Genomic DNA, 24569 nt, shown 5'->3' with positions numbered 1-24569 from the left:
GCGCCAAAACCTTGCGGGCTACCCTCGTCGAGTGCGCACACGGCGCGGCCCGAACCAAAGGCTGCCAGTTCGAGGCCCATCACCGCGCGCTGGCCGCACGGCGCGGATACAAGCGCGCCATCGTCGCCGGCGCCCACAAGATGCTGCGCATCGTCTATGTCGTGCTCAAAACCGCCACGCCCTACTACGATCGCACCGCCGACTACGAAGCGCTCATGGTCAAGCGCAACGCCCCGCGGTGGATCCGAATGCTCCGACGCTACGGCTATGTCGCCCCCGTGAACGCGGCAGAACCCAAGGCTGCCTGATCGGCACGCATAACGCCACACGGCTGCGCGGGGCCAGCTTCGGGCCAAATCGGGGAAGTCCACCGCTCGTCACGACCGCGCCAAAACCGGCGACCGATGCCAACCCCACAACCGTGGCGGTGGATCGACCCCGTGCGTCTCGCAGTCGAAACTGTTTCACGGCAAATACTCGTCACACAGAGAATGAAGCGCTCCGGCATGCGATGGCGCATCCCCGGCGGGCAAGCCGTTCTCACCGTCCGCGCCCTCATCAAATCCGAGCGCTTCGACCGCGCCTGGGCCACCCTCATGGGCAAGGCCGATACCCCCGCAAACGACAACATCCCCACCGGCAGCGACGCCAGCCTCGCTGCATGAGCCCCGACACTCAGGCCAGCGGCATCATCGCCATACGAGATTCACGCCCAAATTAACAGTGTCTCAAAAGATGAACTATTCACCTTCAGGACGAGGACCTAAAGGTCGTGCAGCCGTGGCAGCGCAAATGCGGAGCAGCAAGAGGCCGCCTGACAGCAGCGAACTGACCTCCGCTCGATACCTGATTCCCAGCCGCCATTCCGATTGCAGACAGTCGCCACCACTACCATACTCGCCCTCAAGGCACCATATATGATGTCGACATAACCGATGGATGACTGACATGGACGTCGCCGCCAGCACCTTGGAAGCCGCGCTTCGCGAACTTCCCGAACTGCCGACCCCTGTCAGCAGCTGGCATGTCGAAACCGGCCCCGACTCCACCGACGACCCCGCCGTCTGGGTGTGGGCGATGCTGAAGGACGATCACGTCGAATTCGCCAAGCGGTCGCGGCTGCGCTCGATCATTCGCGACCTTGTCGAGGAAAAGACCGATTCCTCCATGCTCGTCTACGTCCGCTTTCGCGGCGCGTCTGAGGTCGAGCATTTGGCATGAGCCTGCAAGCGGAGTTGCTGAAGCAGGCTCATTTCCTCGCCCGCAAGGAACCCAAGAAACCGATCCAGGCCAGCCTCCGGCGATCAGTATCGGCGTCCTACTACGCCCTCTTTCACCTTCTGGTCGACGAAGCGACCAAGCTCATGCTGGCGGGCAATGTCCGCGGCCCTCTGCGAGACAGTCTGGCCCGTGCTTTTCGCCACTCCGCGATGAAGCAAACCGCCGTTGCCTTCGCCAGGAAGTCGATACCTCCGAGGCTCGCATCCGGCCTCGACCGCCAGGAGGTTCAACAGCCGCTGATCGATGTCGCCACCGCCTTCGTCCAGCTTCAGGAAGCCCGTCACGACGCGGACTACAACCGTGCTCTCCGCTTTACCCGGCGGGAAGCGCTCGATCTCGCCGATCAGGCGGAACAGGCGTTTCGGGACTGGCGCCAGGTGCGCGGCAGCCTACAGGCTGACGCTTTCCTGACCGGGCTTCTCGTCTACAGGCACATACAGGGATAAGCGCTGGGACGGAAGGATGGCGCGTCGGTCGCCGGATACGCCGCCGCCGATCGCATGGGCGTGGACCGAGACGCCCTTGCGGGCCTCAGGTTCGGCATCCCGTGATCGTGGACATTCCCCGCAAGCTGGACGGCCTGCATTCCACACCGTATAGATCCAAACGTCAGCGTGCGCACGGCCTTTCGCGCAAGGAGGTCTCAAGGTAGGGGCCGGGTAGGCGGGGCGCAGCAATGCCCCCGCCTACCCGGCCCGGGGTCATATCCGTTCCGTTTGGCCGTGCGGGCGCGATGGCTCGGAGGGAATGATCGTGCGGAAGTTCGCAAAATCGGTCGCCTCGACGCGCAGAACGGATGGCAGGCAGCTCGGCTCCACGGCAAACGGAACGCTTACGTTTACTCAAACGCTTTCCGCATTCCGTTGCCTTTCGCCGCCACGGGCCGTCCTGATTTTGAAAAAATCTGCATTCGATTTGATGACTGATCCGGTATTCCCGACTGCACGTCGTCCGATCCAAAGAAATTTATTCAATGAACGCAGTGCATTACATGACATTCGTCCAAAATTCTTCAAACTTGATCCGGGGCTGCGGTCGGAATGACGATGTGGGGGACCGGACCCGGACGGACGCCGGACAAGGCCTGCGGCGGCGAAATCCGCCCGACGCCACTTCAGACGCCGCCGGTGTCGCCAAGATAGCCCGTCGTCCACATGCGCGACAGCGTCCAGCCTTCCTCGGCCAGTTTCGGCAGGCGGTCGTCGAACGCGATCCGGCGGATCGCCGTCCGTCCGGCGCCGGTCCGCGACACGACGAACAGCCGCACGCGATCGTCCACGATCCGCAGGCCGTCGAGGATCAGGGGATTGTGCGTCGTCAGCAGGATCTGGCGCGCCGAACCCGGTTCGAGATACCACTGGCAGAGCTTTTCCATCAGGGTCCGGGCCAGCCGCGGATTGAGCCCGTGGTCGGCATCGTCGACCGCACACAGGCGCGGACTGGCGCGATGCGCGGCCAGCACGGCGAGAAACAGGACGAACAGGGCGCCTTCCGACGCTTCGTAACCGGACAGCATGTTGCCGCCTTCCCGCATGAACCGGTCGCGAAACCGGATGACCGTCCGGGATGCCGCAGCGCTGGACGTCAGCGGTAGCCGGTCGGCCGGCGCGGCGCCGAAGTCCTTGCCCCAGTCGACAAGGCCGAGCGCATCGCGGCAGATCTCTCGGGCGCGCGCGTCGTCCGACCGCTGCCGGAGCAGTTCGAGGAGGGCGCGCGGCAGGTTGCCGCCGGACAGGCCGACCGGCCAGGCCGGCCGGGATTCCGGCGTGACGCCGCGCAACACCGCGGTCGCCGGCGAGAAGATGACGTAATCTTGGAGCAGGCCGAGCAGGCTGGACGGGTTATCCGGAAAGATTTCGACCGCCCTGAGCGCCGCCAGCCCACGGTAGGGATCGGCCTTGCCGGGCCTGGTGGAGGATCGGGCGACCGGACGTGCGCCGCCGATCTCCCAGGTTTCGGCCCTGAACCGCCAGGCCGGCTCGGGCCGTTTGAGCGGATTGTGCAGGGACACTTCGTAGCGTTCCGTGCCGCCGGTTGCGCCGAATGACAGGTGCCGCGGAATCCGCATGCCCTTGCGCGCGGAGAAGGCGGACCGGTACAGGGCGGGCAGTCCGGGCCGGACGCCCCGGGCGAGCAGGGTCCGCTCGTCAGCCTTGCCGTCCGCCGCCGCGCCGAGGGTGCCCAGCGCCTCCAGCAGGTTGCTCTTGCCGCTGCCGTTGGCGCCGATGAAGACGTTGACCAGCCCCAGCTCGACCGTGACGTCCTCCAGGGACTTGAAAGCCCTGATCGTCAGCTTTTCCAGCATCAATCGTGCCCGTCGATTAATCGATAAATCTTAATCGCACCGACGGGAAATGCCAACCGGGCAGCACCGCGCATGTTCGCCGGGCCGACCGGCGATCTCGCGGAAGGTCGAATCGGCGTCCGGATAGCGCAGGCTGCCGGCAATATGGGCGCAGGAAAGGGCGCCGGGTTCCTTTCCCGATGCGAGGGTGCAGCGTGAAGGAGGGGGTGTGGAAGCAGCGCCGGCGCGGGGCGGCGAAGCCGCTGCCCCGTCCCGTCATCCCGACCGAGCGCAAGCAAGCGGAGGAATCTCGGCTCGGCCCGGGGAACAGGCGCCATCGTGCGGCGACGAGAGTCCTTCACTCCGCCGCGGATCAGGTCCGGGGCTCCGGCCGGAATGACGGTGTGGAGGATCGGGTGGTGACCGGCCGCTGCTGCGCGGCATCTTCAGGGTCGGACGAGAATAATATACCTAACTACGCAAACCGGCTTGGTACCTACAACCGGATTGATTTTCTTTCATCCACCCAAAGTCGCGATCAGCCGATGCGGAGCCGCTCTAGAGAGTCGGGTTGGCTGAGCATTTCGAGCAACACAGTCGACTTGTGACAGTAGGACAAGCCCACGTTGCCGTCGGGGTGCTGGATGTGGCCGCACACGATTCCAATGACTCGAGCCTCGCGAAAACCGGGGCCTCCCGTGAGCAGCCTGTCATCCATCGGGAGGCCAAAGGCATTTGCAAAGATTGGCGAACCGGAGCTGCCGGAAAATGAGAAAGCCTCAAGCAGCAGGGCGCTCTTCCTGTCGTCAACCAAATCGCTGGAATAGTTGTCTCGGGGATCGCTGGATACGATCCCAGTTCTCAAGATGGGCTTCTGCGTGATGTTGTCCTGCCAAGCTTGGAACGAGGCAAAGGAGACCTGCGCCCCCCAGGGAAGGCTCTCAAAAAATGATTGATCTGCAAAGAGAGGATTGGCCGGTATAGTAAAAGGGGGCACCCTCCCGTCAGATGTATATGGAATCAAAATGGCGATGTCCACGCCGTAGCTCGTATGCACCCTGATGTCGATGTTATCCTCCAAGTCGACGACAACGCCTCGATTGCGTGGAACCGTGCTGTGTGAAGAGACGGTCAAGCGCGATAATCGATAGCCCGCTCCACGATACTTCTTATCCTTGTACACCATGTCGACGAGATGCCTGTTGGTGATGAACACCGAGAGGTCCGAGTCTCCGGATACGGCTACCCAGAAGCCGGAGCCGGAGACAGACTTTGTCTCGACTCCGTTGTAGAACTGAACGTCAACCCGATTGGTCGTTTCGAGCCATTGTCTAGGTATTGGATGGTACATGCTCTCGATTCCTACGCCCAACTCCTCGTTCTGCCCCCTACAGCCCTGACTTCAATCCCATCGAACTCGCCTTCGCAAAGCTCAAGGCCAAACTGCGAAAAGCCGCTGAGAAAACCGTCGACGGTCTCTGGAACACTATTCGCCAAATCTCCTTCACCTTCTCACCGCAAGAATGCAAAAACTACTTCAATGCCACAGGGTATCGCGCAACATGATCGGATTCCGCTCTAAACTTGCTTAGTCAGCTATATAATTCCCCTCCGAGAACGTGACCTAAATCTTGTCAACAAGCGACGTGATTTTCTCGAACATTGCTAGCCACGATTCTCCTTGGGCAATCAGTTTCTTCGCCTTATCTCGGAGGCGTGGGTTCTTCTTTAGGGCAGCGAGAAAGTCGTACCCCTCGTTGGTGATCCGAAACACATGTTCGGATTCCCATTCAACCCGACCAGCATCACAAAGATTTTCCGCATGATGACGGCGCTCTAGCCTTTCCTCGGACATTCCGAAGGAGTTCACGAGTATAATCCGCCCATCAGGCTTAGCGGCCATCTCTTCGAGCAACCTGACCATCAGGTCGAAATTTCTCATCCTTGAGTAGCCCTCCATTCGGCCATCGTTCTGCCGCCCTTGCTGCGGTTGCAGCCGGAGCACAGCAGTTGAAGATTGTCGGGATGATCGGTCCCGCCGCGCGACCGCGGCAGAATATGATCCACGTCCATGACGCGGAACGGGAAATGCGTATCGCAGCCGACGCAGACACCCTCTTGCTCGCCATAGAGCCGGTGCCGATGCGTCCGGTAGTTCGGCAGGTCGCCGAGATCGGTGCGCTTTGGCGGCGTGGTGAGCGCCGTAGCACCGCCCCATAGGCTGCCGCCGATATGGTGGCCGCCTTTCTTGTCCGCCCTGTCCGCCGCAATCCGGTCGTTGACCAACTTCACGGCAAGCGGTGACAGGTCGATTCCAGCCCATCGGCGCCCTAACCGATCCGCCGCGACAAGCGCAGTAGCGCAACCACAAAAAGGGTCAAGCACCATGTCATCGGGATTGCTAGACGCACGAATTATTCGATCAAGCAACGCCAATGGCTTCTGTGTCGGATAACCTGTGCGTTCTTTCGTCTTCCGGGATAGCGGAGGAACATCTGTCCAAATATCACCGGGAATCGTTCCCTGTCCTGGCATGGCATACCGTTTCAGCAGCGGGACACCGGTATCTGTCCAATGAATGAACCCTGCATCGTCGAGTGCGATCAATCGGTCACGCGGCCCCTTGATGTCGAGATAACCGGGCAACAAAACATCATTCAGATATTTCGCGTATTGGCCAGTTCTAGGGACGCTCCAATGTCGTCCGTAGCTTGTCGGATCACAACCCTTCCACGCCTGTCCGCTTTCACCATTCCGAGTCCCTGAGGCCATGAGATTGTCACGCATATGCTGCCCGCGCCCATCTTTGTGCGGATATTTCTTCTTCAGTTCCGCGGCAGTAAACGGGACCACCACGTCAACCATATTCTTCGTCTGCTCCCCTCCGTTTCCGTACCAGAGAATTTGTTCCGAAAGGGAACCGAACATCTTGTCGTTATGTGCGTAGGTGCGCCGCCATGTAATACAGGCTAGAAACATGGAACGCCCGAACACACCGTCCATGAGCAATTTGAGGTAATGCGAAGCGGTAGAATCGCAGTGAAGGTAGATGCTGCCAGTCGGCTTCAGGACGCGGTGCATCTCCAAGAGGCGCACGGCCATCATGACCAAATATGCCTGCATCCCCTTGCCGTGCGCTTGGCGCGCGGCTTCAATCACCGAATACGCCGCCGGATTGCGATCCGCTAGTTCGCCGTGTTCGTGGACATCAACATCGCTCAATGTCCACGCATCCTTAAATGCCGCGCCAGCAGCTGTTGACCCTATCGGCGCTTCATAGAGTCGATTTGAGTTGAACGGCGGATCGAGATAGATCAGGTCGACGCAGGCGTCGTTCATGCCCCGCAAGACCGGCAGGTTGTCGCCGGTCCAGACCGTCCCGGTCGCGAAGTTCGGTTTAGTCATCGGTTCGGTTCAGGGTTGGTTGCCGCGGTCACGGTGACGGGTTGCCCTGAAAGCAGGCGTCCCACTGCATACGCTATTTGTTCATTACATGTTCCTGTCATTGGAGGCAAGTAGCGATCTGCTTCGTTACATGGAAAGAGAAACCGCTCCCACCGAGAAAAAGGGGCGGCCCCTTCGGGCGCGCCCCGCAGTTTCAGGGAGGAGTAACGGACGGGCAAAAATGCCCGGTCAGCTGCACCCGCTGGTCGCCCCGCAGGTGTCGCACTTGAGACACGTGCCGTTGCGCACCAGGGTGAAGTTCCCGCATTCGCCGCAGGAGTCGCCCTCATAGCCCTTCATCCGCGCCTCGCGGATCTGGTCGAGCTTGAGGTCGACCGCCTCGGCGACCGCGGGAGATACCTCGAGAGCCGCTGACCCGCCCTCGAGCTCCGCGGTCTGCAAGCCGCCGTTGCCGCCGCCGGAGGATGCGGCGGAAACGCCTGCCGGCTTGCCGGCCGAAGACTGTTGTCCCGAAACATTGCCAGCGCCATTACCAGCGCCGTTGCCGGCCCCGTTACCGGCCCCGTTCCCGGCGCCATGGCCGGACCCGTTGCCCGATCCATTGCCGCCGCCATTCGCGGCCAGCGACAGGCCGCCCTCCAGGACGGCGAACTTGTTGCGCACGAAGCCGTTGCTCGCGACCTTCTGGACCCCGTCGAGCACGGCGGCGGCGTGGGCGGCCGCGTCGTCGGCCAGCGCGCTCTCCGCGACGCCGCTGCCGATGATGTCGGGCAGCATGTCGGTGCCGGTGGCGTGGGCGAGGTCTTCCCGGTCCAGGTAGGAGACCGCCAGCTCGCGGAAGATGTAGTCGATCACCGAGGTCGCCATCTTGATGGCGTCGTTGCCCTCGACCAGGCCCTGGGGCTCGAAGCGGGTGAAGGTGAAGGAGTCGACGAACTCCTCGAGCGGCACGCCGTATTGCAGGCCCATCGAGACGGCGATGGCGAAGCTGTCCATGATGCTGCGGAAGGAGCTGCCTTCCTTGTGCATGTCGATGAAGATTTCGCCGAGCGTGCCGTCGTCGTATTCGCCGGTGCGCAGATAGACCTTGTGGCCGCCGACGATCGCCTTCTGGGTATAGCCGCGGCGCCGGTGCGGCAGGCGCTCCCGGCTGGCGCGCTCGGCCTTCTCGGCGACGATGCGGGTGGCCTGCATGGCGACCTGCGCGGCCTGTTCCGCCGCCGGGGCCCGGATTGCGGCCTCCTTGGCCTCCTCGGCCGCGTCCTCGTCGCCGAGATCGTCGAACACGGTGGCCGAGAGCGGCTGGCTGAGCTTGGAGCCGTCGCGGTAGAGCGCGTTGGCCTTGACGCCCAGCTTCCACGACAGCTCATAGGCCTTGCGGCAGTCCTCGACCGTCGCCGCGTTCGGCATGTTGATCGTCTTGGAGATCGCGCCGGAGACGAAGGGCTGGGCCGCCGCCATCATGCGGATGTGGCTCTCCCAGCTCAGGAAGCGCCTGCCGGACCGCCCGCACGGCGAGGCGCAGTCGAACACCGGCAGATGCTCGTCCTTCAGATGCGGCGCGCCTTCCAGGGTCATCGCCCCGCACACCCAGGCGTTGGCGGCCTCGATCTCGCGGCGCGAGAAGCCGAGGGCGGCGAGCATGTCGAATTCCGGATCGTCGAGCGCGTCCGGGTCGAGGCCGAGCCGGTTGACGCAGAAATCCTCGCCCAGGGTCCACTTGTTGAAGACGAACTTGATGTCGAAAGCCTGGGCGAGGGCGTCCTCGACCCGCTCGATCATGGCCTCGGTGAAGCCGGCCCGGCGCAGCGCCGCATGGTCGATCGCCGGCGACTCCTCCAGCGAGCCGTTGCCGACGGCGTAGCGGATCATCTCCTCGATCTGCGGCGTGGCGTAACCGAGTGTGCGCAGGGCCAGCGGCGCCAGCCGGTTAATGATCTTGAAATAGCCGCCGCCGGCGAGCTTCTTGAACTTGACCAGCGCGAAGTCCGGCTCGATCCCGGTGGTGTCGCAGTCCATGACCAGGCCGATCGTCCCGGTCGGCGCGATCACCGTCGCCTGGGCGTTGCGGTAGCCGGCGGTCGCGCCCTTCTCGTACGCCCGGTCCCACGCCGCGCGGGCGGCGTCGAGCAGCGCCCGGTCCGGGCAGGCCGCCCGGTCGAGCGGGACGGGCAGGACGGCGAGGTCCTCGTAGCCCCCGGTCTCGCCCCAGGCGGCGCGGCGGTGGTTGCGCATCACCCGCAGCATGGCGGCGGCGTTGTCGGCATGGCCGGGGAAGGGGCCGAGCTCGGCGGCCATGTCGGCCGAGGTCTCGTAGGCCGCGCCGGTCATCAGCGCGCTCACCGCGCCGCAGAAGGCGCGGCCTTCGTCGCTGTCGTAGGGCAGGCCCGATGCCATCAGGTAGCCGCCGACATTGGCGAAGCCGAGGCCGAGCGTGCGGTAGCGGTAGGACAGCTCGGCGATCCGGCGCGACGGGAACTGCGCCATCAGGACGGAGATTTCCAGCGTCAGCGTCCACAGCCGCACGGCGTGCTCGAAGCCGGCGACATCGAAGGCGCCGTCGGCCTTGCGGAAGGCGAGCAGGTTGAGCGACGCCAGGTTGCACGCCGTATCGTCCAGGAACATGTATTCCGAGCACGGGTTGGACGCGTTGATGCGCCCGCCGGCCGGGCAGGTGTGCCACTCGTTGATCGTCGAATCGAACTGGACGCCCGGATCGGCCGACTGCCAGGCGGCCTCGGCGATCTGCCGCCACAATTCGCCGGCATTGACCCTGCGGTGCTCGTCCCCGGTCGTGCGCTTGTAGAGCGTCCACTCGCCGTTCGCCATCGCGGCGTCGAGGAACTCGTTGGTGACGCGCACCGAGTTGTTGGAATTCTGGCCCGAAACGGTGAGGTAGGCCTCCGAATCCCAGTCGGTGTCGTAGGTCGCGAATTCGATCTCCTCGAAGCCCTGTTCGGCGAACTGGATGACCCGCTGGATGTAGTTCTGCGGCAGCATCGCCTTGCGCGCCCTGCGGATCGCCTTGCGCAGGCTGGGGTTGGCGCGCGGGTTGAAGGGCTCGGCGCCGTCGAACGCGCGGCAGGCGCGCATGATCTCGTTGAGATGCTTGCGCGCGAGCTTCGAGCCGGCGACCAGCGCGGCGACCTTCTGCTCTTCCCTGACCTTCCAGTTGACGAAATCCTCGATGTCCGGATGGTCGACGTCGACGATGACCATCTTGGCGGCGCGCCGCGTGGTGCCGCCGGACTTGATCGCGCCGGCCGCCCGGTCGCCGATCTTGAGGAAGCTCATCAGGCCGCTGGACTTGCCGCCGCCCGACAGCGGTTCGCACTCGCCGCGCAGGGTGGAGAAGTTGGTGCCGGTGCCCGAGCCGTATTTGAACAGGCGCGCCTCGCGCACCCACAGGTCCATGATGCCGCCGTCGTTCACCAGGTCGTCGGCGATGGACTGGATGAAGCAGGCATGGGGCTGGGGGTGCTCATAGGCCGAAGAGGCCTCGGTCAGCACTCCGGTCTCGTGGTCGACATAGTGGTGGCCCTGGCCGGGGCCGTCGATGCCGTAGGCCCAGTGCAGGCCCGTGTTGAACCATTGCGGCGAGTTCGGCGCCGCCATCTGGCGCGCCAGCATGAAGCGCATCTCGTCGAAATAGGCGCGGGCGTCGGCCTCGCCGGCGAAATAGCCGCCCTTCCAGCCCCAGTAGGTCCAGGTGCCGGCGAGCCGGTCGAACACCTGCTTGGCGCTGGTCTCGCCGCCGGTCCCCGGGTCCATTCGGGCGCCCTTCTTCGGCGCGCGCCGGGCCAGCCAGTCGGGGACATTCTCTTCCGGGACGGGTTCGAGATCGGCGTCGTCCGCCACCCCGGCCTTGCGGAAATATTTCTGGGCCAGGATGTCGATGGCGACCTGGGACCAGTCTTCCGGCGCCTCGACCCGGTCGTTGCTGAACACGACGGAGCCGTCCGGATTGCGGATCTCGCTCGTCGCCTTCCGGAAGGCGATGCCGTCATAGGCATCCCGGCCTTCGACCGTGAACTGGCGCCGGATTTTCATCGGCATCTCCCTGTCCGCCAGACGCCCGAGCGGCGCAGACTCCTCTATCCCGTATCTTGTGGATCGCGGTCCACTTGGCGCAAGATATTGCGAAGGATGCCGGTCTGTCAACTAAATGTTGTGTATGAATTGGGGATAGCTGCGTTATGTTGCGATAATATCAAGATATTGCGGTTTCCGACCACACAGAGGTCTTTTGTGGAAAACCCCGATGTCACCCCGGCCAACCAGAGGGCGAGCCGGGGTCCAGGGACGACCCGAAAGGCCTCTCGTCACGGCCCTGGGCCCCGGATCGTCGCTGCGCTCCGTCCGGGGCGACAATTACAGCGATGCGGAAATGCCGTCGGGACAGGACGGCCGCCGAATCCTGACGGGTCGGAGGATTACCCGCCTACGCCTTCCGCCCGGCCAGCGCGACGCCGAAGATTGCAAGGACGACCAGCCCCGCACCAAGCCACTGGGTCGCGCCGAAGGCTTCGCCGAACAGGAAGACGGCCATGACGATGGTGAAGACCGGCTCCAGATTCATCACCAGGGCGGTGCGCGATTCGCGCAGGAAGTTGAGCGCGCCGTAAAACATCAAGAAGGCCACGCAGATGAAAACGATCGTGCCGGAAAAGGCCGCCCAGCCGGTCGTGCTGTTCGGCCAATGGAAGCCGCCGGAGGCGACGAGGCTGCCGCCATACGCGATGGACGAGCCGAGCACCATCCAGAAGGCCACGGCAACGGGCGACATGCCGTGGCGCATCAGCTTGCCGCTGACCAGGATGTTGCCGGAGATCGCCAGCGCCGACGCCACGGACAGCGCGACGCCCATCGGTTGCAGTTCGCCTTCGACATCCAGGGCGAGGAACAGGCCGATGAAGGCGACGACGAGGCCGACCAGCATGGCCGGGTGCAGCGGCTCGATCCGCAGCGCGGCCGCCAGCAGCCCGACCAGGAACGGAAACAGGTAGAAGACGAGGATCGACAGGCTGACCGACATCCGGTCGAAGGCCGACAGCAGCGCCCAGCCGTTCAGCGAAAACAGGATCGCGCCGAGCACGACCCAGCCCGCCATGCCGCGGGGAATCGCGGGCCAGCTCCGCCGGGCCGCGAACCATAGACAAAGGAGCGGCACGAGAAACCAGGAACGGCCGACCAGCACCGTATCGACCGAGACTCCGTGCCGGTAGCTTTCCTTGGCCAGATTGTTGTTGGCGCCGAAGAGGATCGTCGCGATCAGGATCAGCAGATAGCCGAGCGCTGCCCGGTCGCCCAGCAGGCGGGCGGCAAGGGTGCGCGGCGGCGGGTCGGCGGGCGGACCCGAACCGGGCGCCGCATCGGACGGCAAGTCGGTGGAGGGCGGATTGTCGGGCGGCGTCATGGGTCGCCACCTATCCCAAGGGCACGGGGCGCGGGCAAGGATTTTTGCTTTCCGCGCGCTGTCGGTCCCGCGGGCTGCACCGCCCAGCCGACCCGCGCGATGTTGTACCGGAGCAGCAGTTATCCTATCCTTGCGCCGTGATCCGCTCATGGCGCAACGCCGCCAGTCGAAAGGTCTGGGAAGGCGAGACTCCAAACCGGTTTCGAGGCCTGGACGTCGATGCCGCGGTCGATCTGTTGCTGGCGCTTAACGCGGCCGGCGCTCTCCGCGATCTGAGCCCGCTCAAGAGCGTCGGGCTGCACAAGCTCAAGGGTGCGCGCGCAAACCAATGGGCCATGACGGTGAACGGGCCGTGGCGGATTTGTTTCGAGTTCCGGGCGGGCGACGCCTACGAAGTCGAGATCGTCGACTACCACAGGGGATGAACGCGATGCTCCCGGTTTCCCATCCCGGCCGGCTGTTGAGGCGCGAACTCGATGCCAGAGGCCTGAGCGCAAACCGGTTTGCGCGCGCCCTCGGCGTATCGCCGGGCCGCGTCACCGACATTCTGAACGGCCGCCGTTCGATCACTGCCGACACCGCGGTTCGCCTCGGCCTCTATTTCGGCAACGGCGCGTCGTTCTGGTCCGGGCTCCAGAGTCAATACGACATCGCCCGGGTCGAACGGGACCGCGGCGCTGAGATCGCCGGGCATGTGCGCCCGGCGGACGCCGCTTAGAGCGTCCGCCGCCCTGATCTGCCGCCCCGCACCGCTGGACGGCGGGCCGGAGGCTTGCCATATACTGCGGCGCAAGCATCACCGGCTTTGCCGCGACGGGAGCGCATCACGCCTTGGGCACGCATATCGGCACCCGCATCTATACCGCCCTGAACGGCCTGCAGGTCGGCGCGGACGATCAGGGCAACCGCTATTATGTCGAACGCCACGAGCCGCAGGGCCGCCGCCGCAAGCGCTGGGTCATCTACAACGGCGAGCGCGAGGCGTCGCGCGTGCCGCCGGAATGGCACGGCTGGCTGCACTATATGGTCGACGAGACGCCGGACGAGGCGCCCGTCGAGCGCAGGCCCTGGCAGGCCGAACACCGGCCCAACCTGACCGGCACGCCCGAGGCCTGGCATCCGCCGGGCAGCGAATACGAAGAAGGCCCGCGCGACGCGGCGACCGGCGACTACGAACCGTGGCGGCCCTCCTAGAGAAAAGCCGGGAGACGGGCCGGGCTGCGCGCGCGTAGCGGCCGGAGCGTCCGGCGCCGCGCAATCGCCGCAATTCCCCCGGCATAAATCCCCTTACATAGAGCCCTTACATAGAGAACGCCCGGGTCGACAATGGGTATGCGCCCATGAGGGAAAACCGCACCGTCCTTGCGCTCACCGGCGCGTTCGCCATCGCGCTGGTCCTGCTCGGCATGGTTTTCGGGCTGGCCGCCGGCGACGGCGCCCGCCGTGGCTACCTGCTCCACGCGACCTACGACCAGGCCGACGGGCTGGCCGTCGGCGCGCCGGTGTTTCTCGCCGGCGTCCGGGTCGGGACGGTCGAGCGCATGAGCCTGGATCCGCAGCGCTTCAAGGCGCGCGTCGCCCTGCGCATCGACGAGGCCGTGGACGTGCCGGAAGAGAGCGCCGCCATGATCGTCAGCGACGGCGTGCTCGGCGGCAAATCGGTCAAGATCGAACCGGGCTCCGGCGACGACATGATGGCGAAGGGCAGCGCGTTCGAGCTGGTGCAGGACGCGGTCATCGTCGAGAGCCTGCTCGAGCGGATCGTCGCGGCCGCCGCCGCGGCGCGCCGGACCGGCCCGGACAGGTAGGAGGCGCCGCCGTGGGACAGAGGCTGATCGAAACGGTGATGGGCGCGGTGGTCCTGGCGGTGGCCGTCCTGTTCCTGGTCTTCGCCTGGAACACGGCCGATCTGCGCCCGGTCGAGGGCTACACGCTGAAGGCCGGTTTCGCTTCCGTCGGCGGGCTCGCGCCGGGCAGCGACGTGCGGATCGGCGGCGTCAAGGTCGGCTCGGTGACCGGCCAGCGGATCGATCCGGAAAGCTATCGCGCCGAAATCAGCTTCACGGTGCGCGCCGGTCTCGCGTTGCCGGCGGATACCGAGGCGTCGGTGACCAGCGACGGGTTGCTCGGCGGCAAGTATCTGCGGCTCGTCCCCGGCGTGTCGAAGCGGCGCCTGGCGCCCGGCGATACGCTTGCGAAAACGCGCGACGCGCTGGCGCTGGAAGAATTGCTGGCGCGCGCGATATTCCTGCTCGCCGAGCCGCCGCGCGGGGCGGACGGCGGCGGCACGAACGGGAAAGAAGACGCGCAATGACCGAGGCGCAGCGCGCCATGGAATCCGGGTCGCGGCCCGGCGAACAGGGCTGGGACCCGGACCGCTACGCCCGGCAGGCGCGGTTCGTCGCCGATCTCGGGATGCCGGTTGTCGAGTTGCTGGCGCCGCAAAGCGGCGAGAAGATCCTCGATCTCGGCTGCGGCGACGGCGCGCTCACCCTCAAGCTCCGGGACATGGGCGTCGACGTGACCGGCGTCGACGCCAGCGCGCCGCAGATCGAGGCCGCCCGGACGCTGGGCCTCGACGCCCGGGTCATGGACGGGCAGAGGCTCGACCTGCCGGCGGAAGCCTTCGACGCGGTTTTTTCGAACGCAGCGCTGCACTGGATGGACGAAGATCCCGATGCCGTGATCCGCGGCGTCTGGCAGGCGCTGAAGCCCGGCGGCCGCTTCGTCGCCGAAATGGGCGGCGGCGACAATGTCGGACGCATCCGCCGGGCGGTCGAGGCCGCCTTCCGCCGGCGCGGCCTGGACCCGGACCGCTACAATCCCTGGTATTTCCCGGAACCCGACGAATACCGGGTGCGGCTCGAAAGCGTCGGCTTCGCGGTGCGGGATATCCGGCTGATCGACCGGCTGACCCGGCTGCCCGGCGATCTGGGCGGCTGGCTCGACACCTTCGCGGAGAGCTGGCTGGCGGCGCTGGAGCCGGCCGAGGCCGAGGCGGTCAAGGCCGAGGTGGCCCGCGAGGTCGAGCCGGCGCTGCGCGACGCCGACGGCGTCTGGACCGCAGACTATGTCCGCTTGCGTTTCGCCGCCGACAAGCGGCGATAGCCGCGGACAGGCAACGACACCGTGGGTGCCCGTCCCATCGTCGACATGAACATTCCGGCTCTCGTCGGAGCCGGCGTTGCGCGTCTGCTTGTGGCGGTTTCGCTGTCGATCGCCCTTGCCGCCGGCCCCGCCGGCGCGCAGCAGACCCGGCCCGTCGATCCGGAGACGACGCAAGAGGAAGCGCCCGAAGAGCCGTTCGAGCCGGATCTGCAGGAGGTCGTCCTCCAGGGCCTGGACAAGGAAACCGCCCGCATCCTCTCCTTCGGCGGCCGGGTCGGCGAGACCGTGCGCTTCCGGACCCTCGACATCGCGATCCGGCGCTGCCAGCGGACGCCGCCGGACGAGCCGCCGGAACGCGCGGCCTTCCTGCAAATCTACGATGTCGACCCGGATACCGGGAAACGCACGATGGCGTTCAGCGGCTGGATGTTCAAATCCAAGCCGGCCCTCTCCGCGATGGATCACCCGATCTACGACGTCTGGGTGAAAGACTGCAAATAGCGCGCGAAGACGCTCTCCGGCAGCGTGCGGGGAAATTCGGCTTCGCCCGACAGCGCGTCGTCCAGCCGGCGCCGGTATTCCTGGCGCGTCACCTCAATCGCGCCGAAACGCGCCAGATGGTCGGTCAGGAACTGGGTGTCGAGCAGCCGGTAGCCGGCATGGGCCAGCCGGGCGACGAGATGGACCAGCGCGACCTTGCTGGCGTCGGTCTCCCGCGTGAACATGCTCTCGCCGAAGAACGCGCCGGCGATCGTGACGCCATACAGGCCGCCGACCAGCGCATTGCCCCGCCAGCATTCGACGGAATGGGCGTAGCCGGCGCGGTGCAGCTCGGCATAGGCGCGCAGGATGTCGTCGTTGATCCAGGTTTCGCGCCGGTCGCGGCGCGGCGCGGCGCAGGCCTGCATCACCCGTTCGAACGCCGTATCGGCGCGCACCGCCAGCCCGGCATTGCGCACCGTGCGCCGCAGCCGCCGCGGGATGCGGAAGCCGTCCAGCGGGATGATGCCGCGCCACTCGGGATCGACCCAGACGATGTCGGAAGCGCCGCGCGCTTCGCCCATGGGAAACAGGCCGCTGGTATAGGCGCGGAGCAGCAGTTCGGGCGTCAGGCGGTATTCCATCGCCGGTAACCTGTCGAGAGGATATCAGCCCGCGGCCTGTCCCGCGACATAGTCCTCGAGCCAGCGGATATCGTAGCGGCCGTTGATGAAGTCGCTCTGGGCCGTCAGCTCCTGATGCAGCGGGATGGTCGTGCGCACGCCGGTGATGACGAACTCCTCCAGGGCGCGCCGCAGCCGCATCAGGCATTCGTTGCGCGTCGCGCCGTGGACGATCAGCTTGGCGATCATGCTGTCGTAATAGGGCGGCACGGAATAGCCGGCATAGAGGCCCGAATCGACCCGGACGCCGAGGCCGCCCGGCGGATGGTATTCGACGATGCGGCCCGGCCAGGGCGCGAAGGTCGCCGGGTCCTCGGCATTGATCCGGCATTCGATGGCGTGGCCCTGGAAATCGATATCCTCCTGCCGGAAGGAAAGCGGCGCGCCGGCGGCGATGCGGATCTGCTCGCGCACGATGTCGATGCCGCTGATCGCTTCCGAGACCGGATGCTCGACCTGGAGGCGCGTGTTCATCTCGATGAAATAGAACTCGCCGTTCTCGTAGAGGAATTCGAGCGTCCCGGCGTTGCGGTAGCCGAGCCGGCGGATGGCCGTGCAGCCGATCTCGCCGAGCCGCTCGCGTTCCGCAGCGTTGAGGGCGGGGGAGGGCGCCTCCTCCAGCACCTTCTGGTGCTTGCGCTGGAGCGAACAGTCGCGCTCGCCGAGATGGACGACGCCGCCCTGCTCGTCGGCGACGATCTGCAATTCGATATGGCGCGGGTTGGCGAGGTATTTTTCCAGGTAGACGTTCTCGTCGCCGAAATTGGCCTTGGCTTCGCGCCGGGCGAGGTTGATCTGCTCGGCCAGCGTCTCCGCGGTTTCGGCGACCTTCATGCCCTTGCCGCCGCCGCCGCCGGCCGCCTTGACGAGCACGGGATAGCCGATGCTCCCGGCGGTCTGCCGGGCGTCTTCGGGGGAACCGACGGCGCCGTCGCTGCCCGGAACGACCGGCACGCCGGCCTCGACCATGGTCTTCTTGGCGGCGACCTTGTCGCCCATGGTCTGGATATGCTGCGGCGACGGCCCGATGAAGGCGATGCCGTGGGCTTCGACGATCTCGGCGAAATAGGCGTTTTCCGAAAGAAAACCGTAGCCCGGGTGGATCGCCTCGGCGCCGGTGATCATCGCGGCACTGACGATGTTCGGAATGTTGAGATAGGAGTCCGCCGACGGCGCCGGGCCGATGCACACGCTTTCGTCGGCGAGGCGGACATGCATGGCGTTCTCGTCGGCGGTCGAATGCACCGCGACCGTATGGATGCCCATTTCGCGGCAGGCGCGATGGATGCGCAGGGCGATCTCGCCGCGGTTGGCGATCAGGACTTTGTCGAACACGGGCTCGCGGTTTCTGATCGGTGCGGGAGGCGGGTCAGTGCGGCCTCCCGGGCTATTCGACGATCGCCAGAACGTCGCCGAACTCGACCGGGACGCCGTTTTCGACGACGATCTGCGTGACGGTTCCGGCGTGCGGCGCCTTGATCTCGTTGAAGGTCTTCATGGCCTCGACGAGCATCAGGGTCTGGCCGACGCTCACCGTGTCGCCGACGCCGATGAAGGTCGCCGCGCCCGGTTCGGGCGAGAGATAGACGGTGCCGACCATGGGCGAGGTGACAGCGCCGGGATGGTCTGCCGCAATTGCCGCCGGTGCTTCCGGGACCGCCGCTACTGGCGGCGGCGGGGAGGCGCCGGTCCCGGCCGGCCCGGCGCCCGGCGCCGGCGGCGCCGCGAAGGCGACCGCCCCGGCCTGCTGGCGGGCGACCCGGATCCGGATGTCGCCGTCGTCGTATTCGATCTCCGTCAGCCCGGTCTCGTCCAACAAGTCGGCGAGGCGGCGCACGCTGTCCACGCTGTCATTGTCGATCGTCTTGGCCATGGAGGGTGCTCCGTGCGGACGGGCGGGGCGGCCGGGCGGCGGGGCGCCGCGGACCGGCTCACCCTTTCCCCGGCGAAGAACCGGTCGCCGATAAGTGCAGCGCCAGCGCCTGAAGCGCAAGCCGGTAACTGTCCGCCCCGAAGCCGGAAATCGCGCCGAGCGCCGCCTGGGCGATATAGGAGCGGCGGCGGAAGGATTCACGGGCGTGGACGTTCGACAGATGCACTTCCACGGTCGGCAGGCCGACCGCGCGGACCGCGTCGAGCAGGGCGACCGAGGTGTGGGTGAACGCGCCGGCGTTGATGACGATGCCGCTGCAGCGGCCGGCGGCGGCGTGGATCAGTTCGACCAGTTCGCCCTCGTGGTTGCTCTGGCGGCAATCGACCTCCAGCCCCAGCTCGGCGCCCCAGTTCCGGCACTTTTCCTCGATTTCCGGCAGGGTCGCCGCACCGTAGATTTCCGGCTCCCGGCTGCCCAGAAGATTAAGGTTCGGGCCGTTCAGTAAAAGGACAGTGTGCATCGGAGCAGTCGTGGCTGTTCTGCCGGGTTTGTCTTGCAGGTTGGCGCCTTGTTGCCATGCAGCCTGCGCGTGTACTCAAAGATAGCGCTCAAGTTTCAAAATATCCAACGAGTCCGGCCAGCCGGAGCGACAGATCGAAGTGTCGACGAAGACCTCAGGTCTTTTTCGACGTTGAGGCGGGTCGGCTCACGTCAACGATGTCGTTAATCGCTTTCCGGGGCGTTTCGCTTCCTTCCGGGATCTTGTGCAGGGCGATGTTCGCCCGAAGCTCTGCCACGCGCGCTTCGATGCGCTCGCGGCGCTCCGGTGCGAACTCCTTTGTCAAATCGGAAAAGTTGTGTCGCCCTGACATTCGATCGATCCTTCCTTTCTGGTTTGTTCGAAATGTTGGCGACCAAATCATCCGTCAAGTCGTTGCATGAGGAGTCATTGGCAGCGTCCGCCATTCAGGCCGTCGCGTCTGCCGCATCCGGTTGATCCGGCGGCGGAGCCGGCCCATCTGTTGCCGGCACGGACGGGCGGGCGGACATGAGCGGATACGATTTCGATTTCTTCGTCATCGGCGCGGGGTCGGGCGGCACGCGGGCGTCCCGGATCGCGGCGGCCCACGGCGCGCGGGTCGGCGTCGCGGAGGAGCGCCATCTCGGCGGCACCTGCGTCAACGTCGGCTGCGTGCCCAAGAAGCTGTTCACCTACGCCGCCCATTTCGCCGAGGATTTCGAGGACGCGGCGGGCTTCGGCTGGACGGTCGGGCCGCGCAGCCACGCCTGGCCGGCGCTGATCGCCAACAAGAACCGCGAAATTGCCCGGCTCAACGGCATCTACGAGCGGCTGATCGAGGGTCCGGGGGCTGAAATCTTCGACGCCCGCGCCGTCTTCATCGACAATCATACGCTCGATGTCGGCGGCCGGCGCGTGACGGCCGACAAGATCCTGATCGCGGTCGGCGGCCGGCCCTTTGTGCCCGACATTCCGGGCCGCGAGCACGTCATCACGTCGGACGACGCTTTCTTCCTGCCGGAGTTGCCGGAACGCATCGTCATCGTCGGCGGCGGTTACATCGCGGTCGAGTTCGCGGGCATCTTCACCGGGCTGGGCGCGCAGGTGACCCAGATCTATCGCGGCAAACCGTTCCTGCGCGGCTTCGACGACGATGTCCGGCAGCTTCTTGCCGATGAAATGGCCAAGAAAGGCGTCGACCTGCGCTTCGACGCCGATGTCCGGAATGTGACGCGCCAGCCGGGCGGCGGTTTCTCGGTCGGCCTGGAAGGCGGCGGCTCAGTGGAGACCGACCTGGTCATGTATGCGACCGGACGGGTGCCGAACACCGGCGGCCTGGGACTGGAGGCGGCCGGCGTCGCGACCGGCCGGAACGGGGCCGTAACCGTCGATGCGGACTGGCGGACCAATGTCGGCAACATCTTCGCGATCGGCGACGTGACCGACCGGATCCAGCTGACCCCGGTCGCGATCCAGGAAGGCCATGCGCTGGCCGACGCGCTTTTCAACCCGTCCGGCAAGACCGTCGGCTACGAATTTGTTCCATCGGCAGTTTTCAGTCAGCCGGAAATCGGCACAGTTGGCTATACGGAGGCGGAGGCGCGGGCGAAATTCGGCGCGCTCGACATCTACCGCTCGACCTTCCGGCCGATGAAGCACACGCTCTCCGGCCGCGACGAGCGCGGCCTGATGAAGCTGGTCGTCGTGCGCGAGACCCAGCGGGTCGTCGGGCTGCATGTCGTCGGCCCGGGCGCCGGCGAGATGACCCAGGGTTTCGCCGTGGCCATCAACATGGGCGCGACCAAGCGCGATTTCGACGCCACCATCGGCATCCATCCGACCGCGGCCGAGGAACTGGTGACGATGCGCGAGCCGGTTCCCGATCCTGTGCCGTTGGCGGCCGAATAGCCCCGGACTGGACCCGTCTACGGGCGGCGCGACGCCGCGGTTGAACGGCGCACCGAACGCGGCTTTACTGCGGCAGCGAATCAACGAGGAGGCCCCGCCCCATGCCGGAAGGATCCGTCGTCGTCAGCCCGGAGGGCATTGCCGACAAGGTCGTCGCCATCCGCGAGAAATGGCACACCAAGAAACATCCGTTCTTTCAGGCCATGCTCGACGGTTCGCTGCCGTTGCGCGCGCTCGGCGTCTACATGGCCCAGCATCTGAAATTCGTGAACTATGTCGTGCCGTCCTTCGGATTTCTCTATTGGCGCGGCCCGTCGGACATCCGGCGCATGATCGCCGAGAACATGGCCGAGGAAGAGGGGCTGATGGCCATTCCCAAGCCGGGGCATGTGCCCCACGACCATTTCGAGATGATTACGGATTTCTGCCGCCACGCCGGCCTGTCGGACGCGGAGATCGAGAATACCCAGCCGACTCCCGGCTGGTGGGCGCGGACCCTGTATTACTGCCACGTCAACCGGGAGGAGCCGCTCGGCGTGGCGCTCGCCATGGCCTCGACCCAGGAGGGCCAGCAGGTCGCGCTGAACAACGAGATCACCATCCCGTCGTTCGAAAAGCATTACGGCCTGACCAGGGATGATCCGGAAATCGGCTTCTTCGTCGAGCATGCCGAGGCCGACCTGGAGCATTCCACGCGCCAACTCGACCTGTGCGCGAAATACATCCGGACGCCGGAGGAAGCCGCCCGGGCCATCGAGGTCTGCGAGACCGCCGTGCGCCTGCGCTGGGCCTCGACCAACGACATCTGGCGCCTGGAGGTGCTCGGCGAGACCGATATGGTGCCCGACGGCGTCAGCGGCTGACGGCGCGGGTTTTTCCTTCGTTTTCCGCCAGCAGCGCGCCGATCCGGTCGGCGGCTTCCCTGTAGTCGGCGAGCGCGAACAGGGCACGGTCGGCCGCGGCATAGTCGGCCATCGCATCCTGCAGCGTCGCGATGGCGTCGCTGAGAAGCGGCGGATAGCCGGCGTCGGACACCGCCTCGCCGGCGAAGCGCATCTCGGCGGCGCGCCGCCGGCCGTGGCGCAGGACCCGCTCGAACACATAATCGGCCCTGGCCGCCCAATCGATTTCCGGATCGCTCTTCTGCAGGGAGGCGAGCACGGCGCCGTCCGCGCCGTATTGCCGGGCTGCCAGCATGCTCTCCACGACGATCGCCTCGATCCCCTTGACGATGACGCTGCGGCACAGCTTGACCGCCGCCGCCGCGCCGAACCGGTCGCCGACGACCGAAAGGACCATGCCGAGAGGGCGGAGCAGGCGCAGCGCCCCGGGGGCCGCCGGCCCGGCCAGCAGCACCTCGCTCGCAACGCCGTTCTCGACGACCGGCGCCATGATCGTCGCCTCGACATAGCGGGCGCCGGAGGCTTCGACGATCGCCGCGCCGGTCTCCTTCTCGCGCGGCGAGACCGAGTTCATGTCCATGAACAGCTGCCCGGCCCGCAGATGGCCCGCCGCTTCCGCCGCGACAGAGCGCGCTTCGTCGGCCGGAACCAGCGACAGGACGATCGCCGCGCCGTCGATCGCCTCTCTCGCCGTGGCGCGGACCGCCACGCCGTCGGCTGCCGCATTCGCGCGGATGGCCGCGCCGTCGGGGGTCGGCACGAGGATGTCGTAGGCCGCCACCGTCGCGCCGGCCTTTGCGAGCCCTGCGCCGAAGGCGCGGCCGGCCTCGCCGTAACCGATGATGCCGATGCGTGCAGGCATGTTATATCCTTGTCTTCGAAGGTGCCGTTGGCGCTAATCTAATGCCGGTGCACCGGCGGGCGAAAGGCAAAGACAACGTGAGATTTGTCGGGATCGAGGCGGTCACCTACGGGGTGACCAACCTGCCGAAAGCGCGGCGCTTCTGGGCCGATTTCGGGCTTGAGGAACGGGCGGGCGGCAAGTCGTCGGCAGAATACGCGGCGGCCAACGGAGCGCGCGTGGTCCTCAAACGGCGGAGCGACCGGTCGCTGCCGCCGCCGGTGGAGGAGGGGCCTTCGGTCCGGCTGATGACCTGGGGCCTGGAGACCGCCGAAGACGTCGAGGCGGTGCGGGAACGGCTGGCCTCAGCAGGCTGCCTCGCCGACGGGCCGGGCGTGCGCGCGGTCGACCCGGCCGGCTTCTCCCTCGAATTCGTCGTGTCCGGAACCCGGATGCCCGAGGTCGCGCCGTCGCCCGCCAACGCGCCGCAGGATATCAACCGGATCGACTCCCGCGCCGGCTTCTACGACCGGGCCGTGCCGCTGAAGATCGGCCATATCGTGCTCAACGTGCCGGACGCCGCCGCCTGTTCCGCCTTCTATCGCGAGGTTCTGGGCTTCCACCTGTCCGACTCCTACGACAATGGCAGCGTGTTCCTGCGCTGCGCGCCGCGCCACAGCCATCACAACCTGTTCCTGCTGCAATCGCCGACCGGCCGGCCGGGCATCAACCATCTGGCCTTCGCCGTGCGCGACATCCACGAGATGTTCGCCGGCGGCCAGCACCTCGCCCTGTGCGGCTGGAAAACCGCGGTCGGGCCGGGCCGGCACCGCATTTCGTCCTGCTATTTCTGGTATGTGCACAATCCCTGCGGCGGCCTCGCCGAATATTTCTGGGACGAGGACTATCTGACCGAAGACTGGGAGCCCCAGCTCTGGACGCCGGGGCCGGAAGTCTTTGCCGAATGGATGCTGCCGAAGGGCCTGCCGCTGCGGAAAACCCGCCCGGCGCGCTGAACCGGCCCGCCCGGCCCGCCGGCGGACAGCGCGCCCGGAGTGTACGGGCTTGCGTGCGTACGGGCTTGCGCGATCCGGCGATTCCGCCTATCGCCGGGTCGATATGAGACGCCCGATATTGTCGGCATTGCTGATTGCGTCGATGGCCGCGCCGGCGCTGGCCGCGGTGCCGACCGGCGAACTTCCAGGCAATTTGACCTGCCAGCAGGTGCCGAAGCGCGGCTGGACGGTCTGCGCGTCGACGGTGCGGCTGCCCCTTTTCCCTGAGAAACCGGGTCAGGAGGCCGTTTTCTTCCATCCGCGCCATGCCGCCGACGGCGACCCGAAGACCGCCTGGTCGCCCGGCCAGCGCGGCCTCAACCTCGGCACCCTGATCGAGCTTCGTTTTACGGCAGTCCGGCGTATCCGCTATCTCACCCTGTGGAACGGCAACGGCCGGTCGCCGAAAGCCTGGGCCGACAACGGGCGGTTGCGCCAGGCGTTGATCCAGACGTCGGACGGCCTGACCGACAGGGCGGACGTTGTCGAGCGCAACGGCATGCAAATAATCGTCCTGTCGCGGCCGGTGGACACGCTCTGGATTCGCCTGATCGCGACGGCCGCCACGCCGGGAAAACGCCACCGCGCGTTTGCAATCAGCGAGTTCCGGCCGTCCGACGGTGAGCGCTCGCTGGACGCACCGGTGGTGAGCGCGGCCATGGTCGACGACTGGCTGCCGGCGCCGCCTGCTGACGGGAACCGGTAAAGCGGACGGCGTCTAGCGGGGCGGTCGCTCCGGTTCGACCGGCCGGCCGTAGCGGGTCTGCCAAGCCTGCAGCTGCTAGGAAATTTGGCATTTTGGTCTTTGGCGTT

The 24569-nt window shown here is 66.1% G+C and carries 28 protein-coding genes and 1 pseudogene; 17 read left to right on the top strand and 12 right to left on the bottom strand.

The genetic code is table 11. The features are described from left to right. From OXM58_16470 to OXM58_16450, 5 genes are all read left to right on the top strand, one after another. On the top strand, positions 1-308 hold a 308-nt coding region (locus OXM58_16470; protein MDE0149960.1), incomplete at its 5' end, for an IS110 family transposase. A gap of 198 nt (positions 309-506) precedes the next feature. After that, positions 507-665, top strand: coding sequence for a hypothetical protein (locus OXM58_16465; protein ID MDE0149959.1), 159 nt, complete (start codon positions 507-509; stop codon positions 663-665). 283 nt (positions 666-948) lie between these two features. After that, positions 949-1221 carry a hypothetical protein gene (locus tag OXM58_16460; protein ID MDE0149958.1) on the top strand — a complete coding sequence of 91 codons (273 nt, stop codon included), beginning with the start codon at positions 949-951 and terminating at the stop codon, positions 1219-1221. Continuing rightward, entirely contained in the window at positions 1218-1727 is a 510-nt protein-coding gene (locus tag OXM58_16455) for a hypothetical protein (protein MDE0149957.1), read from the top strand. Before OXM58_16460 ends, OXM58_16455 begins: the two co-directional genes overlap by 4 nt. Positions 1728-2028: 301 nt before the next feature. After that, entirely contained in the window at positions 2029-2325 is a 297-nt protein-coding gene (locus OXM58_16450; protein MDE0149956.1) for a hypothetical protein, read from the top strand. 70 nt (positions 2326-2395) lie between these two features. Here the strand turns inward: OXM58_16450 and OXM58_16445 are convergent, their stop codons facing one another. Both OXM58_16445 and OXM58_16440 read right to left on the bottom strand, forming a co-directional pair. Next, positions 2396-3586 carry an AAA family ATPase gene (locus OXM58_16445; protein MDE0149955.1) on the bottom strand — a complete coding sequence of 397 codons (1191 nt, stop codon included), beginning with the start codon at positions 3584-3586 and terminating at the stop codon, positions 2396-2398. Positions 3587-4103: 517 nt separating this feature from the next. Next, complete coding sequence (locus OXM58_16440) at positions 4104-4916, bottom strand: hypothetical protein (protein ID MDE0149954.1); 813 nt, start codon at positions 4914-4916, stop codon at positions 4104-4106. Between the two features lie 35 nt (positions 4917-4951). On the opposite strand from OXM58_16440, the pseudogene OXM58_16435 reads away from it, so the two are divergent. Next, positions 4952-5131, top strand: a pseudogene (locus tag OXM58_16435) (IS630 family transposase). Between the two features lie 58 nt (positions 5132-5189). Here OXM58_16435 and OXM58_16430 read toward each other — a convergent pair. The 4 genes from OXM58_16430 to OXM58_16415 all read right to left on the bottom strand — a co-directional run bounded on the left by OXM58_16430 (position 5190) and on the right by OXM58_16415 (position 12386). Then, complete coding sequence (locus OXM58_16430; GenBank protein MDE0149953.1) at positions 5190-5507, bottom strand: hypothetical protein; 318 nt, start codon at positions 5505-5507, stop codon at positions 5190-5192. Continuing rightward, a complete protein-coding gene (locus OXM58_16425; GenBank protein MDE0149952.1) occupies positions 5504-6970 on the bottom strand; it encodes a DNA methyltransferase in 1467 nt (488 codons plus the stop codon). Before OXM58_16425 ends, OXM58_16430 begins: the two co-directional genes overlap by 4 nt. Positions 6971-7198: 228 nt before the next feature. Beyond that, positions 7199-11020, bottom strand: a complete 3822-nt coding sequence (locus tag OXM58_16420; GenBank protein MDE0149951.1) for a vitamin B12-dependent ribonucleotide reductase — start codon at positions 11018-11020, stop codon at positions 7199-7201. A gap of 391 nt (positions 11021-11411) precedes the next feature. After that, positions 11412-12386 carry a DMT family transporter gene (locus OXM58_16415; GenBank protein ID MDE0149950.1) on the bottom strand — a complete coding sequence of 325 codons (975 nt, stop codon included), beginning with the start codon at positions 12384-12386 and terminating at the stop codon, positions 11412-11414. 137 nt (positions 12387-12523) lie between these two features. Here OXM58_16415 and OXM58_16410 point away from each other — a divergent pair, with 137 nt between their 5' ends. The 7 genes from OXM58_16410 (at position 12524) to OXM58_16380 (ending at position 15995) form a co-directional block, all read left to right on the top strand. Next, positions 12524-12811, top strand: coding sequence for a type II toxin-antitoxin system RelE/ParE family toxin (locus OXM58_16410; GenBank protein ID MDE0149949.1), 288 nt, complete (start codon positions 12524-12526; stop codon positions 12809-12811). Positions 12812-12816: 5 nt separating this feature from the next. Beyond that, positions 12817-13104, top strand: a complete 288-nt coding sequence (locus OXM58_16405; GenBank protein ID MDE0149948.1) for a HigA family addiction module antitoxin — start codon at positions 12817-12819, stop codon at positions 13102-13104. 113 nt (positions 13105-13217) lie between these two features. Beyond that, on the top strand, positions 13218-13580 hold the full coding sequence (locus tag OXM58_16400; protein ID MDE0149947.1) for an NADH:ubiquinone oxidoreductase subunit NDUFA12: 363 nt from the start codon (positions 13218-13220) through the stop codon (positions 13578-13580). A 146-nt stretch (positions 13581-13726) separates the two neighbouring features. Then, positions 13727-14194, top strand: a complete 468-nt coding sequence (locus tag OXM58_16395) for an MlaD family protein (protein MDE0149946.1) — start codon at positions 13727-13729, stop codon at positions 14192-14194. An 11-nt stretch (positions 14195-14205) separates the two neighbouring features. Next, positions 14206-14700, top strand: a complete 495-nt coding sequence (locus OXM58_16390) for an outer membrane lipid asymmetry maintenance protein MlaD (GenBank protein MDE0149945.1) — start codon at positions 14206-14208, stop codon at positions 14698-14700. Then, entirely contained in the window at positions 14697-15494 is a 798-nt protein-coding gene (locus OXM58_16385) for a class I SAM-dependent methyltransferase (protein MDE0149944.1), read from the top strand. Before OXM58_16390 ends, OXM58_16385 begins: the two co-directional genes overlap by 4 nt. 21 nt (positions 15495-15515) lie before the next feature. Beyond that, positions 15516-15995, top strand: coding sequence for a DUF2155 domain-containing protein (locus tag OXM58_16380; GenBank protein ID MDE0149943.1), 480 nt, complete (start codon positions 15516-15518; stop codon positions 15993-15995). Here the strand turns inward: OXM58_16380 and aat are convergent. The 5 genes from aat to OXM58_16355 all read right to left on the bottom strand — a co-directional run bounded on the left by aat (position 15965) and on the right by OXM58_16355 (position 19402). After that, entirely contained in the window at positions 15965-16618 is a 654-nt protein-coding gene (gene aat, locus OXM58_16375; protein MDE0149942.1) for a leucyl/phenylalanyl-tRNA--protein transferase, read from the bottom strand. The genes OXM58_16380 and aat overlap by 31 nt on opposite strands. Before the next feature lie 24 nt (positions 16619-16642). Further along, positions 16643-17992: an acetyl-CoA carboxylase biotin carboxylase subunit gene (gene accC, locus OXM58_16370; GenBank protein ID MDE0149941.1), complete on the bottom strand. Its 1350-nt coding sequence runs from the start codon at positions 17990-17992 to the stop codon at positions 16643-16645. Positions 17993-18044: 52 nt separating this feature from the next. After that, entirely contained in the window at positions 18045-18530 is a 486-nt protein-coding gene (gene accB, locus OXM58_16365; GenBank protein ID MDE0149940.1) for an acetyl-CoA carboxylase biotin carboxyl carrier protein, read from the bottom strand. A gap of 58 nt (positions 18531-18588) precedes the next feature. Continuing rightward, positions 18589-19050, bottom strand: coding sequence for a type II 3-dehydroquinate dehydratase (aroQ, locus tag OXM58_16360; GenBank protein MDE0149939.1), 462 nt, complete (start codon positions 19048-19050; stop codon positions 18589-18591). A 154-nt stretch (positions 19051-19204) separates the two neighbouring features. Continuing rightward, the gene (locus OXM58_16355) at positions 19205-19402 is read right to left on the bottom strand and encodes a hypothetical protein (protein ID MDE0149938.1); all 198 of its coding nucleotides are present in this window, start codon (positions 19400-19402) and stop codon (positions 19205-19207) included. Between the two features lie 176 nt (positions 19403-19578). On the opposite strand from OXM58_16355, the gene gor reads away from it, so the two are divergent. Both gor and OXM58_16345 read left to right on the top strand, forming a co-directional pair. After that, positions 19579-20958: a glutathione-disulfide reductase gene (gene gor / locus OXM58_16350; GenBank protein ID MDE0149937.1), complete on the top strand. Its 1380-nt coding sequence runs from the start codon at positions 19579-19581 to the stop codon at positions 20956-20958. A 101-nt stretch (positions 20959-21059) separates the two neighbouring features. Next, positions 21060-21821, top strand: coding sequence for an iron-containing redox enzyme family protein (locus OXM58_16345; GenBank protein ID MDE0149936.1), 762 nt, complete (start codon positions 21060-21062; stop codon positions 21819-21821). Here OXM58_16345 and OXM58_16340 read toward each other — a convergent pair. Continuing rightward, positions 21811-22722 (bottom strand): DUF1932 domain-containing protein, encoded by a 912-nt coding sequence (locus OXM58_16340; GenBank protein MDE0149935.1) that lies wholly within the window; start codon positions 22720-22722, stop codon positions 21811-21813. The two genes, OXM58_16345 and OXM58_16340, sit on opposite strands and share 11 nt — an antisense overlap. Positions 22723-22799: 77 nt before the next feature. Between OXM58_16340 and OXM58_16335 the strand changes: the two genes are divergently transcribed. Then, complete coding sequence (locus tag OXM58_16335; GenBank protein MDE0149934.1) at positions 22800-23717, top strand: VOC family protein; 918 nt, start codon at positions 22800-22802, stop codon at positions 23715-23717. Positions 23718-23835: 118 nt separating this feature from the next. Continuing rightward, positions 23836-24462: a discoidin domain-containing protein gene (locus OXM58_16330; protein MDE0149933.1), complete on the top strand. Its 627-nt coding sequence runs from the start codon at positions 23836-23838 to the stop codon at positions 24460-24462. Positions 24463-24569 lie beyond the last annotated feature (107 nt).

This window comes from Rhodospirillaceae bacterium (assembly GCA_028819475.1).
Classification (GTDB): domain Bacteria; phylum Pseudomonadota; class Alphaproteobacteria; order Bin65; family Bin65; genus Bin65.
This window is presented reverse-complemented; position numbering and strand designations above follow the sequence as displayed.

Bases quoted from the DNA above. Each gene is read 5' to 3' on its own strand.
- OXM58_16465 (MDE0149959.1), top strand. From the start codon at position 507: ATGCGATGGCGCATCCCCGGCGGGCAAGCCGTTCTCACCGTCCGCGCC.
- OXM58_16460 (MDE0149958.1), top strand. From the start codon at position 949: ATGGACGTCGCCGCCAGCACCTTGGAAGCCGCGCTTCGCGAACTTCCC.
- OXM58_16455 (MDE0149957.1), top strand. From the start codon at position 1,218: ATGAGCCTGCAAGCGGAGTTGCTGAAGCAGGCTCATTTCCTCGCCCGC.
- OXM58_16450 (MDE0149956.1), top strand. From the start codon at position 2,029: ATGATCGTGCGGAAGTTCGCAAAATCGGTCGCCTCGACGCGCAGAACG.
- OXM58_16445 (MDE0149955.1), bottom strand. From the start codon at position 3,586: ATGCTGGAAAAGCTGACGATCAGGGCTTTCAAGTCCCTGGAGGACGTC.
- OXM58_16440 (MDE0149954.1), bottom strand. From the start codon at position 4,916: ATGTACCATCCAATACCTAGACAATGGCTCGAAACGACCAATCGGGTT.
- OXM58_16430 (MDE0149953.1), bottom strand. From the start codon at position 5,507: ATGAGAAATTTCGACCTGATGGTCAGGTTGCTCGAAGAGATGGCCGCT.
- OXM58_16425 (MDE0149952.1), bottom strand. From the start codon at position 6,970: ATGACTAAACCGAACTTCGCGACCGGGACGGTCTGGACCGGCGACAAC.
- OXM58_16420 (MDE0149951.1), bottom strand. From the start codon at position 11,020: ATGAAAATCCGGCGCCAGTTCACGGTCGAAGGCCGGGATGCCTATGAC.
- OXM58_16415 (MDE0149950.1), bottom strand. From the start codon at position 12,386: ATGACGCCGCCCGACAATCCGCCCTCCACCGACTTGCCGTCCGATGCG.
- OXM58_16405 (MDE0149948.1), top strand. From the start codon at position 12,817: ATGCTCCCGGTTTCCCATCCCGGCCGGCTGTTGAGGCGCGAACTCGAT.
- OXM58_16395 (MDE0149946.1), top strand. From the start codon at position 13,727: ATGAGGGAAAACCGCACCGTCCTTGCGCTCACCGGCGCGTTCGCCATC.
- OXM58_16385 (MDE0149944.1), top strand. From the start codon at position 14,697: ATGACCGAGGCGCAGCGCGCCATGGAATCCGGGTCGCGGCCCGGCGAA.
- aat (MDE0149942.1), bottom strand. From the start codon at position 16,618: ATGGAATACCGCCTGACGCCCGAACTGCTGCTCCGCGCCTATACCAGC.
- accB (MDE0149940.1), bottom strand. From the start codon at position 18,530: ATGGCCAAGACGATCGACAATGACAGCGTGGACAGCGTGCGCCGCCTC.
- aroQ (MDE0149939.1), bottom strand. From the start codon at position 19,050: ATGCACACTGTCCTTTTACTGAACGGCCCGAACCTTAATCTTCTGGGC.
- OXM58_16355 (MDE0149938.1), bottom strand. From the start codon at position 19,402: ATGTCAGGGCGACACAACTTTTCCGATTTGACAAAGGAGTTCGCACCG.
- gor (MDE0149937.1), top strand. From the start codon at position 19,579: ATGAGCGGATACGATTTCGATTTCTTCGTCATCGGCGCGGGGTCGGGC.
- OXM58_16345 (MDE0149936.1), top strand. From the start codon at position 21,060: ATGCCGGAAGGATCCGTCGTCGTCAGCCCGGAGGGCATTGCCGACAAG.
- OXM58_16340 (MDE0149935.1), bottom strand. From the start codon at position 22,722: ATGCCTGCACGCATCGGCATCATCGGTTACGGCGAGGCCGGCCGCGCC.